12 protein-coding genes are annotated in these 10,640 nt (G+C 73.0%); 10 read left to right on the top strand and 2 right to left on the bottom strand.

Features of this window, described 5'->3' with window-relative positions; translation table 11 throughout:
• Window positions 1-85 precede the first annotated feature (85 nt).
• From AE652_RS24485 to fabG, 3 genes are read left to right on the top strand one after another with little or no spacing between them, the layout of a single operon-like run.
• Window positions 86-481: a hypothetical protein gene (locus AE652_RS24485; RefSeq protein ID WP_049655096.1), complete on the top strand. Its 396-nt coding sequence runs from the start codon at window positions 86-88 to the stop codon at window positions 479-481.
• Window positions 478-975: a 3-hydroxyacyl-ACP dehydratase FabZ family protein gene (locus AE652_RS24480; RefSeq protein WP_049655093.1), complete on the top strand. Its 498-nt coding sequence runs from the start codon at window positions 478-480 to the stop codon at window positions 973-975. The genes AE652_RS24485 and AE652_RS24480 overlap by 4 nt, the downstream gene beginning before the upstream one ends.
• Complete coding sequence (gene fabG / locus AE652_RS24475; RefSeq protein WP_049655090.1) at window positions 975-1,709, top strand: 3-oxoacyl-[acyl-carrier-protein] reductase; 735 nt, start codon at window positions 975-977, stop codon at window positions 1,707-1,709. Before AE652_RS24480 ends, fabG begins: the two co-directional genes overlap by 1 nt.
• On the opposite strand, the gene AE652_RS24470 is transcribed toward fabG, so the two are convergent.
• Entirely contained in the window at window positions 1,666-2,976 is a 1,311-nt protein-coding gene (locus AE652_RS24470) for an RNA-guided endonuclease TnpB family protein (protein ID WP_063780247.1), read from the bottom strand. The two genes, fabG and AE652_RS24470, sit on opposite strands and share 44 nt — an antisense overlap.
• Before the next feature lie 161 nt (window positions 2,977-3,137).
• Between AE652_RS24470 and AE652_RS24465 the strand changes: the two genes are divergently transcribed.
• Window positions 3,138-3,851, top strand: coding sequence for a 2-hydroxychromene-2-carboxylate isomerase (locus AE652_RS24465; RefSeq protein ID WP_049655087.1), 714 nt, complete (start codon window positions 3,138-3,140; stop codon window positions 3,849-3,851).
• A gap of 26 nt (window positions 3,852-3,877) precedes the next feature.
• Here AE652_RS24465 and AE652_RS24460 read toward each other — a convergent pair whose 3' ends face one another.
• A complete protein-coding gene (locus tag AE652_RS24460) occupies window positions 3,878-4,606 on the bottom strand; it encodes an aspartate/glutamate racemase family protein (protein WP_053112228.1) in 729 nt (242 codons plus the stop codon).
• A 187-nt stretch (window positions 4,607-4,793) separates the two neighbouring features.
• Here AE652_RS24460 and AE652_RS24455 point away from each other — a divergent pair, with 187 nt between their 5' ends.
• The 6 genes from AE652_RS24455 (at window position 4,794) to AE652_RS24430 (ending at window position 10,468) form a co-directional block, all read left to right on the top strand.
• Entirely contained in the window at window positions 4,794-5,522 is a 729-nt protein-coding gene (locus AE652_RS24455) for a DUF4097 family beta strand repeat-containing protein (RefSeq protein WP_049655082.1), read from the top strand.
• Between the two features lie 111 nt (window positions 5,523-5,633).
• On the top strand, window positions 5,634-6,563 hold the full coding sequence (locus AE652_RS24450; protein WP_049655080.1) for a 3-oxoacyl-[acyl-carrier-protein] synthase III C-terminal domain-containing protein: 930 nt from the start codon (window positions 5,634-5,636) through the stop codon (window positions 6,561-6,563).
• On the top strand, window positions 6,563-7,972 hold the full coding sequence (locus AE652_RS24445; RefSeq protein WP_049655078.1) for an ATP-grasp domain-containing protein: 1,410 nt from the start codon (window positions 6,563-6,565) through the stop codon (window positions 7,970-7,972). The genes AE652_RS24450 and AE652_RS24445 overlap by 1 nt, the downstream gene beginning before the upstream one ends.
• Window positions 7,969-9,255 carry a type III PLP-dependent enzyme gene (locus AE652_RS24440; RefSeq protein ID WP_049655076.1) on the top strand — a complete coding sequence of 429 codons (1,287 nt, stop codon included), beginning with the start codon at window positions 7,969-7,971 and terminating at the stop codon, window positions 9,253-9,255. The genes AE652_RS24445 and AE652_RS24440 overlap by 4 nt, the downstream gene beginning before the upstream one ends.
• 44 nt (window positions 9,256-9,299) lie before the next feature.
• Window positions 9,300-9,569: an acyl carrier protein gene (locus AE652_RS24435; RefSeq protein WP_049655074.1), complete on the top strand. Its 270-nt coding sequence runs from the start codon at window positions 9,300-9,302 to the stop codon at window positions 9,567-9,569.
• 2 nt (window positions 9,570-9,571) lie between these two features.
• Window positions 9,572-10,468: a hypothetical protein gene (locus AE652_RS24430; protein WP_049655072.1), complete on the top strand. Its 897-nt coding sequence runs from the start codon at window positions 9,572-9,574 to the stop codon at window positions 10,466-10,468.
• Window positions 10,469-10,640: the final 172 nt, after the last annotated feature.

Below are 10,640 nucleotides of genomic sequence, written 5' to 3'. Positions count from 1 at the left end.
GGCGGGGCCCGGTCGCGGCAGGCCCGGCCCCGGCGGGGCCCGGTCGGCAGGCCCGGACAGCCCCGACACAGAGGAGGGACAGACCATGATGCTCACAGCGTTGACCGTGGCGGAGCCGGACGGCCGCCCGGAACCCCCCGGCGCGGCCGGCGAACCGGTGGCGCGGCACGTCCGGGGCACCGTCGTGCTGACCGCGGCCGAACCGTTCCTGCGCGGGCACTACCCCGGACTGCCGGTGGTCCCCGGCTTCGGCCTGGTGCAGTACGTCCACGAGCTGGCGGCCGCGGCCGCCGTCCCCGGCCCCGGCCGGGCCGAGCTCACCCGGGCGCGCTTCCTGAGCCCGGTGCGGCCCGGCGACGAGATCGCCGTCGACGCCCGGATCCAGCGCGACCACGACGGGGTCCGGGTCTGCGCCCAGGTCCACGCCGACGACCGACTCGCCGCCGAGATCACCCTGTTCTACCCCCGGGAGGCCCTGTGAAGGACATCGCCGCCATCACCTCGGTCGTCCCGCACCGCCACCCCGCGCTGCTGGTCGACCGGATCGCCGAGATCGAACCGGGCCGCCGGCTCGTCGCGTACAAGGCGGTCACCCTCGCCGAGCCCGCCTACCGGGACGTGCCCGAGGACGCCGCCAACGAGGAGTACGACTACCCGCTCGGCCAGCTGCTGGAGTCCTGGGCGCAGTGCGCGGTGCTGCTGTCCTGTTGGGAGCGGCCGAACGCCAACGTGCTGGACGGGCAGGTCGTGCTGCTGGCCCGGACCCGGGACGTCCGGGTGCTCGGCCCGGTCCGCCCCGGCTCGGTCGTGGTGCACGAGGTCACCATGGTCCGCGCCCTGGGCGACTCCTTCATCACGTCCGGCCGCAGCACCGTGGACGGCCACCCGGTGCTGGAGGTTGGCCAGTTGACGCTGGCGCTGCGCCCGGCGGAACTCCTCCGGGCCCCTGGAAGCACGACCGACGGGAGGTCCTGATGTCCGCACGACGGGTCGCCCTGGTGACCGGAGGGTCCCGGGGCATCGGACGCAGCGTGGTGGCCCGGCTCGCCGCCGACGGCTACGACGTGGCGTTCTGCTACCAGTCCCGGGAGGAGGCCGCGGCGGAGACCGCGAAGGAGGCCGAGGCGGCCGGCGCCCGGGTGCTGGCCCGGCGGGTCGACGTGGCCGACCGCGCCCAGGCCGAGGCCTTCGTCAAGGCCGCCGAGCAGGAGCTGGGCCCGCTCCACGCGGTCGTCTCCTCGGCCGGCATCGTCCGGGACAACCCGCTGGTGCTGCTCACCGAGCAGGCCTGGCAGGACGTCATGCGGGTCAACCTGGACGGCACGTACCACGTCTGCCGGGCGGCGGTGTTCGCGATGATGAAGCGCCGCGCCGGCGCCCTGGTGACGATGTCCTCGGTGGCCGGCGTGTACGGCAACGCCACCCAGACCAACTACTCGGCGTCCAAGGCCGGGATCATCGGGTTCTCCAAGGCGCTGGCCAAGGAGGTCGCGCCACGCGGCATCCGGGTCAACTCCGTGGCGCCCGGCTTCATCGAGACCGACATGACCTCCGCCCTCGCCGAGGGCGCCGACCTCACCGGACGCATTCCGCTGGGCCGCCTCGGCCGCCCCGAGGAGGTCGCCGACCTGGTCTCCTTCCTGCTGTCCGACCGCGCCTCGTACATCACCGGGCAGGTCTTCGGCGTCGACGGCGGGCTCGTGCTTTGACATCCTCCCCACCCTGATGAATGGGGATTCCTCCCACGCCTGCGGCACGGTTGCCCGTGGGTCGCAAGTCGCCGAGGTGGGTTCCCCGTTCGCCGGGCCGTGCCCGGCGTGGGATTGCCACGCCGGGACTGACCGGCCCTCCAGGGGCGTTTAGCCTGTCCGCCTGCCCGGCGGCCAGGATGTTCCGAGCAGCGTTGAGGTCACGACCATGCAGCACACCGCACGCACCACAGGCCCACTCCCGTACCACCAGGGGCTTGGGACCGTCGCGGTGTCCGCACCGCGAGCAGAGCTGGGACGACGGGAACATGCGGTGCACGATGCCGACGGTACGCCCGTACCGGGCCGCCTTCTCTTCGAGCAGGCGCCGGAAGGCGGCCCATCCGGCGTCGTGAACGGACTTGGCCAGACGGCCCCGTGCGAGGCCGCGCACATTCAGGTCCTCCAGGTATACCGCTTGGTTCTCGCGGATGATCCTGGTGGTCTGCTTGTGCAGCCAGTCCCGGCGGGTGTCGGCCACCTTGGCATGCGCCCTGGCGACCTTCACCCGGGCCCTCTCCCGGTTCTTGCTGCCCTTGGCCTTACGGGACAACTCCCGTTGCGCGACCTTGAGCCTCTTCTCCGCCTTGCGCAGGAAGCGCGGGTTGTCGATCACGCCGCCGTCGGAGAGGACGGCGTAGGTGGTCAGGCCGAGGTCGATGCCGACCTCGGCCTGAACCTCGGGCAAGGGTTCTGGCTCCACGTCCACCACGAACGAGGCGTGGTAGCGGCCGGCCGGATCGAGCACGATCGTCACCGACGACGGGTCGGCCGGAAGGTTCCGGGACCACTTCACCCGCACGTCGCCGATCTTCGCCAGGTTCAGCTTCCCGTTCCCCCGGATGCGGAACCCGTTGCGGGTGAACCGCAGCGACTGCCGATTGTCCTTGCGGGACTTGAACCGGGGAAGCCCCACAGGGCAGCCGGCACGCTTGCCCGAGACGGAGTCGAAGAAGTTCTGGTAAGCCGCATCCAGGTCCCTCAGCGATTGGATCAACGGGTCCACCCCGACCGAAGCAAGCCAAGCGCGCTCCGGTGTCCCCTTCGCCGCCGTGATGACCTGCTTCTGCAGGTCGGAGCTCCTAGGGTACGGAAAGCCGCTCTTGCGGGCGTCCTTCCGTGCCGCCAAGGCGTCGTTGTACACAACCCGCGCACACCCGAACGTACGGGCCAGAGCCTCGCGCTGACCAACCGTCGGATAGATGCGATAGGAGTACCGAAGATGCACACGATCAACCTATCGAGGACCACTGACAACGACCTCCGCCCGAACCCGCGCAGCTCGCTCCGTCGTATCGCGGCTCCAAACCAAGGAGTGTCCCCCACTCCCTGGGCGGATGGACCCCTGTCTCCCCGGCTCGAAAGCCGGGGCCTTGTGGGAGACCCGAGGTGAGCGGGTCCGGCAGGGCTCCGCGGTTCTACTTCTCGCTGCGCAGCCCGTACTCCTGGCTCGCCTACCGGGAGCTGCTGGAGCGGCACCCGGACGTCGCCGGGGCGGTGGAGTGGCGGCCCTTCTTCGAACCGGACGGCACCAGCGAGCGGCTGCTGGCCGAGCTGGGCGGCTCGTTCCCGTACACCGCGATGTCCCGCGCCAAGCACCTGTACGTCCTCCAGGACGTGCGGCGCCTCACCGCCGCGCGGGGGATCGCGTTCCGCTGGCCGGTGGACCGCGACCCGGTGTGGGAGGTCCCCCACCTGGCCTATCTGCGGGCCCTGCGCGGGGGTCTCGGCCCGCAGTTCGTCGCGGCCGCCTACCGGGCCCGCTGGGAGCAGGGCCGGGACATCTGCGACCGGACCGTCATCGCCGGGATCGGGGCCGAACTGGGCCTCGACCCGTCGGAGTTGGCGGGTGCGAGCGACGACCCGGAGCTGCGCCGGCAGGGGGCCCTGCTGCTCAAGGACATCTGCGACGACGGGGTGTTCGGCGTCCCGTTCTTCGTCCAGGGCTTCAACCGCTTCTGGGGGCTGGACCGGCTGCCGGACTTCGTCGCCCACCTGCGGGCCCGGGCCGGCGGCGACGGGGCGCTGCCACCGCCGGCCGCCCCCGCGGTCGGGCTCGGCGCCCGGGCCGTCGACGACGGCCACGCGGGCGGCTGCGGCTGACCGGCCCGTACGCGTACGCGCGCGCCTCAGGACCGCACCGGGACGCTCCGGTACAGCTCGGCGATGCAGGCCCGGGAGAGCGCGGCCAGGCTGGAGACCATCAGCTCCGGCGGCAGGCCCGCGCTCCGGTAGGCGAGCGGGAGTTCGGTGCAGGCCGCCACCACCGGCAGCCGCCGGCGCCGCCAGAGCCGTCCGACGGCCTCCCGGAAGGCGGCGCCGGCCTCCTCGGCCCGTCCGGCCTTCACCCGTTCGGCGGCCCCGTGGACCGCCTCCTGCGTCCCGCCGTCGGGCACCAGCAGCCGGTAGCCCCGGGCCGCGGCCCGCCGCTGGTAGAGGCCGCTGCGCACGGTCCCGGTGGTCGCCGTGAGCCAGCCGCCGTCCGGGCTCAGCCGGACGGCCTCGTCCAGGGTGGCGTCGACGATGTCGACCACCGGGACGGGCGAGGTGGCGGCGAAGCCGTCCAGGAAGACGTGCGCCGTGTTGCAGGGGACGGCCAGCAGGTCCGCGCCCCAGCCGGCCAGCGTGCGCAGGCACTCCCGCACCCGCCGCCCGGGCTCGTCGTCGCCGCCGAGGATCGCGGCGGTGCGGTCCGGGATGCCCGGCTCGGACAGCAGCAGCAACCGGGGGTGCTGCTGGTCCCGGGAGGCCGGCGCGTCGGCCGCGAGCAGCCGCAGGAACTCCGCGGTCGCCGCCGGGCCCATGCCGCCCAGTACGCCCAGGGTCCGCTCGGGAGCCCGTGCCGTCAGCGCTGTCATGCCTCGACTCTGGACGGCTGCGCTGACCCGGAACTGACATTCGCCTGACATCCACCGTTTGGGGGAACTCCCCCTCAGGAGACGGGGGTTAGCCCCATGGTCCCCGGCTTTCCCAGCGGGATAGCTTCGTGGGGTCCGCCCCGCGACGGGGCCTGTCCAGGAACGTCCTTCAGATCTGGGGAATGACATGCGCCAGCAGTCCGGCCGTCTCGCGTCCTTCGTCGTCCTCGCGGCCGCCGTGGGCGGTCTCAGCGCGTGCGGGTTGGCTCCCGACAACAACTTCGACGACGACGCCACGGTGAGCGACAAGATCACCGCCGTACGGCTCGACACCACCTCCGGCGGCGTGACCCTGCGCGGCAAGGACGGCCTCGACAAGGTCTCCGTGCACCGGTCGGTCAGCTACAAGAACGACAAGCCCGGGGTGACGAGCCGGGTCGAGAACGGCGTCCTGGTGCTGGGCGGCTGCGGCCAGTACTGCTCGGTCACCTACACCGTCGAGGTCCCCCCGGGCCTGCCGGTCAGCGGCCAGACCAACTCCGGCTCGGTCAACCTGACCCAGGTGGGCAACGTGCAGGTGTCCACCCACTCCGGGGCGGTCAGCCTGGACGGGGTGAACGGCACCACGGAGGTGAAGACCACCAACGGCGCCATCACCGGGCGCGGGCTGAACGGCAGCCGCATCCAGACCGAGACCCACAACGGGGCGATCGACCTCGTCTCGACCAAGCCGCAGGACGTCTCCGCGTCGACGTCCAACGGCGCCATCACCCTGGTCGTGCCGAGCGCCACGTACAAGGTGTCCGCGAAGACCGGCAACGGCCACAAGGACATCGGGGTCTCCGACGACCCGTCCGGCCGCTACCAGCTCGACCTGAGCACCAGCAACGGGCGCATCCAGGTCAAGCAGGCCTGACAACCCGCGCAACGGGCTGCCGTCCGGCGATCAGCCGGGCGTCAGCAGCCTGTCAGCGTTCCCGGCGAATCTGGTGGGGCTCCGATCCTTGTCGCGAGGAGGCCCCGTCGCATGACGTCGATAGAAGCGGTATCGAGCTACCTGCCACCGACGGTCTCGGTCGAACAGCTGCGGGAGCCGCTGGGGCTGACCGACCAGCAGGTGCGCCGGTTCACCAGGCTGTACGGCCTCGACCGGATCTGCCAGGCGCCCGACCAGTCCGAGGCGGAACTGCTGGCCACCGCGGCGGGCAAGCTCGACGCCCTCGCCGGGCAGGAGGACCGGATCCGGTACGTGGTGCGCGCCAAGGGGCTGCGCACCACCGCACCGTACCCGGTCAGCCCGCTGCGGACGGTCTGCGAGTCGCTGGGGCTGCGCCGGGCGAAGGTCTTCTCGGTGGCCGACCACGGCTGCGCGACCGGACTGCTCGCGGTGGACGCGGCCGGCACCCTGCTGGCGGCGGACGGCGACCCGGACGCGCTCGCGCTGGTGCTGGCCGGGGACAAGACGCTCACCCCGTTCTCCCAGTGGGTCGAGGACGTCTCGATCATGGGCGAGGGCGTCACCGCCGTCCTGGTGGGCGCCGGCGGCGACCGCAACCGGGTGCTCGGCTACCACGCCCGCATCCACGGCCGCGAGGACGGCGTCATCGACCTCGACGCCGAGGGCGCCCGCGAGGCCAAGCGGATCTACCAGGACGCGATGGCCGAGGTCATCGACGGCGCCCTGGCCGCGGCCGGCCTGGCCGTCGGCGACCTCGACCTGGTGCTGCCGCACAACGTCAACCGGGTCTCCTGGACGGTCGCCGCCAACGCGCTCGGCATCGACCGGGACCGCATCTTCCTGGAGAACATCGGCCGGACCGGCCACTGCTTCTGCGCCGACCCCTTCATCAACTACCAGTCGGCGCTCGAACTCGGCCTGCTGCGGCCCGGGGACACCTACCTGATGACCTCCGCGGGGCTCGGCCAGTCCTTCGCCGCGATGGTCGTGAGGCACTGATGGGCGCCCGCGACGGGGGCCGGACCCCCGATGCCGCCGATGCCCCCGATGCCGCCGACCGGCTGGCCCTCGCCCTGACCGGCTCCCCCGACGCCCGGCTGCTCTTCCTGGGCAACTTCGAGGTGGAGCAGCAGTGGGCGCTCGGCGAGCACACTCTGCCCCGGCTCTCCGCCGCCACCTCCAGCGCCGTGGTCAACCGGATGGACGAGTTCGCGCTGCTGCTGGCCGGCGGCCGGGACCACGTGGTGCTCAAGACCCGGCCGGACGGCGACTACCTCGGCTACCTGGCCGGGCTCGGCCTGGACCTGCCGCACGTCCACGTCCCCGCCGCCCAGGACCCGCAGCGCACCGTCACCGAGGACGCCCTGGCCGACCCGGCCCTGCTCGCCGAACTGGCGGGCCTGGCCGCCGACGGCTGCCGGATCGCCGCCCACGGCGTGTCCGAGCCGGAGGAGCGCCTCGCCGCGGCCACCGGGCTGCGCCTGGCCGGGCCGGACGCGGCCACCTGCAAGGCCGTCAACAGCAAGGTCTACAGCCGCCGGATCGCCGACGAGCTCGGCCTGCGCCAGCCCCGCGGCTGGGCCTGCGAGACGCTCGCCGAACTCGCCGACGCCTTCGCGGCGGTGGACGCCGAGCTCGGCGACGGCCGGGCCGTGGTGAAGGAGGCGTTCGGCGTCTCCGGCAAGGGCATCGCCCGGCTGACCAGCCGGCGCCGCGGCGAGCGGATCCTCGGGCTGATCGCCAAGCAGGTCGAGGCCTCCGGCCGGCCGCGGATCGCCATGGTGGTCGAGGAGTGGGTCGCCAAGAGCACCGACCTCAACTACCAGTTCACGGTGGGCCTGGACGGCTCGGTGGCGTTCGACTTCGTCAAGGAGCAGCTCACCGAGGACGGCGTCCACAAGGGCCACCGGATGCCCGCCCGGCTCGGCGCCGACCAGGTCGACGAGCTGCGCACCGCCGCGGACCTGCTCGGCAAGCGGCTGGCCGCGGACGGCTTCCACGGCGTGGTGGGCGTGGACGCCATGGTGGACCCGGACGGCGGGATCTACCCGGTCGTGGAGATCAACGCCCGCAACAACATGTCCACCTACCAGGTCCGTCTGCAGGAACGGTTCGTCAAGCCGCAACAGGTCGCCATCGCCCGCCACTACCCGCTGCGGCTGACCGCACCGCTGGCCTTCGACGAGCTGCGCCGGCTGCTCGACGGCCTGCTGCTCGACCCGGCCGGCGGCACCGGCCTGCTGGTGAACAACTTCGCCACCGTCAACGCGGCGTTCACCGGCGGCGACGCCCCGGTCGACGGCCGGCTGTACGGGATCGTCCTCGCGGACTCGGCGGAGGAACTGACCACCATCGACGCGGAGATCGCCGACCGGCTCGACCGGCGGGAGAGAGGGGACCGGCCATGAGCGACGTCTTCGAGATCCAGGGCACACCCGTCACCGAGATCGCCCAGCGGTACGGCACCCCGCTCTTCCTCTACGACGGGGACGCCCTGACCGGGCGGATGCGCGACCTGCGCGAGCACCTGGACCCCAGGCTCCAGGTGTTCTTCTCCCTCAAGTCCAACCCCAACCTCGCCATCTGCGCCCTGCTCCACGCCCACGGCGCCCGCGCCGAGGTCTCCTCGCTCACCGAGCTGCGCACCGCCCGGCAGGCCGGGGTGGCCGGCCGGGACATCCTCTTCCTCGGGCCGGGCAAGAGCCGGGAGGAACTGCTCGCCTGCCTGGACGAGGAGATCGCGGCGATCGTCTGCGAGTCCCTCCAGGAACTCGCGCTGATCGACGAACTCGCCCGCGAGCGCGGCACCGTGGCGCCGGTCGCGCTGCGGGTCAACCCGAGCTTCTCGGTCAAGGGCTCCGGCCTCACCATGGGCGGCAAGCCCCGCCAGTTCGGCATGGACGAGGCCCAACTCCTGGCCGACCCGGGGCTGGTGGCACGCCACCCGGCGGTGCGGGTGATGGGCGTCCAGGTCTACATGGGCACCCGCATCCTGATCGAGGACACCATCGTCGAGAACACCGAGCGGATCTTCGACCTCGCCGAACGCCTCAGCGCCGCCCTGGACTTCGAGCTGGAGCTGGTGGACGTCGGCGGCGGCCTCGGCGTCGCCTACTTCGACGGCGAACGGGACCTCGACCTGCCGAAACTCGCCGCCGGGATCAACCCGCTGGTCGCCGCGTTCGCCGAACGCCACCCCGGCACCCGGCTGGTGATGGAGCTCGGCCGCTACCTCACCGCGCTGGCCGGCACCTACGTCACCCGGATCCGGTACGTGAAGGAGTCGCTGGGCGAGCGCTTCGCGGTCGCCGACGGCGGCACCCACCACCACATGGCGGCGGTCGGCATCGGCTCCTTCGTCAAGCGCAACTTCCCGATGCTGCTGCTCAACCGGCTCGACGAGCCCGCCACCGAGGTGTGGAACGTCACCGGCCCGCTCTGCACGCCCAACGACACCCTGGCCAAGAAGGCCGAGCTGCCGCCGGTGCGGCCGGGCGACCTGCTCGGCGTGCTGCGCTCCGGCGCGTACGGGCCGACCGCCTCCCCCGTGCACTTCCTCAGCCACGGCTACCCGGCCGAGGTGCTGGTGCTCGACGGCGAGGCGCACCTGGTCCGCGAGCCCGACCGCCCGGAGGACCTGCTGCGCCACCAGCGCCCGATCGCCCCCGAACTCCTCGGCCACTCCAGCTAGTTGTCGCACGCCCCCACCCCCAACCCCCGGAAGGAATGCCGACCATGACCGGAGCCACCGGCACGGACCGCGCGCGGATCGTCACCGAGATCTCCGCCGCCCTCGGCGAGGTGCTCGACTACGACCTGCCCGAACTCACCGAGGAGTCCCGGCTCTTCGACGAGCTCGGCCTCGACTCCACCGGCGTCTTCGAGCTGCTGATGCGGCTGGAGGAGTCGCTGGACGTCGAGTTCGACACCGACTCGCTGGAGATGGCCCACTTCGCGAGCGTCCGCTCGCTGGCCGACTTCGTGGCCACGGAACTGGGCGGCTGAGCATGCCGGTCCGGACCGTACCGACGAAGGGCCCCTGGGAGGCGCCCGCCGTCTTCCCGCTCGGGCTCGCCGCGATCACCCACCGGAGGTTCCCACCGGGCCGGGCACGGATCGACGACGCCTTCTCGCTGCGCCACTTCGCCGACCTGACGGCCGCCTACGGCGTCGACCACCGGCCGGAGCTGGTCCGGGAGGCGGCCGGGAACACCTTCGCCGACATGGCCGGGGAGCTGCTCGCCGCGCTCGACCCGCGAGACGCGCGCGAGCCCGGAGTCGCGCAGGCGCCGCCGATCGACCTGGCCGTGGTCGCCCACGCCACCCCGGACCTGGACTGCCGGCTCGCCGCCGTCACCAGCCTCTCCGAGCGCGTCCCCGGCGGGCCGCTCTCCTTCGCCGTCTCCGAGTGCGGCTCCAACGCCCCCTTCGCCGCGCTGCGCCTGGCCGACGCCTACACCCGGCGGCACGACCTGCGCAGCGTCGCGGTGTTCGTGCTCGACCAGGCCACCTTCCCGTACGAGACCGGACGGGACCTCGCCGGGGACGCCGGCCTGGCGCTGCTGCTGACCGACACCGGCTCCCTCGGCCGGCTCACCCTGTGGCAGCGCACCGGCACCGGACCGGACGACGTGCCGGCCGCCGTCCGCACCGCCCTGGCCGAACTGGACGCCACCGGCTGCCCGTTGGTCCTCGGCGCCGCCCTCGACCCGGCGCGCGACCTGCCCGGCCACCCCGGCCGGATCGTGCGCACCCCGCCGGGCCACCCGGCCTCCGGCACCCTCACCACCCTCGCCGCCGACCCCGCCTGGGCGGCCGGGAGGGAGGAGCGGATCGCCGTCGTCGACCACGAGCCCGACACCGGCGACCTGGCCGTCTGCCTGATCGAACGGGGCGGGCGGTGACCACCGTGACGCACCGGGACACGGACCTGTGGCCCCGCTGCCAAGACGCCGCCCGGCAGCGGGGCCTCGCCCCGGCGCTGCGGCTGCTCGCCTCCGCCCTGACGCCCGGCCTGCTGCCCTGCGGGCCGGGCGGGCACACCGTGGCCGACGCCCGGACCTTCGCCGAGGCCGG

The sequence above is a fragment of the Kitasatospora sp. MY 5-36 genome, assembly GCF_001182915.1.
Classification (GTDB): Bacteria; Actinomycetota; Actinomycetes; order Streptomycetales; family Streptomycetaceae; genus Kitasatospora.
The sequence above is the reverse complement of the archived record's forward strand: the minus strand, read 5'-3'. Positions and strand labels throughout refer to the sequence as shown.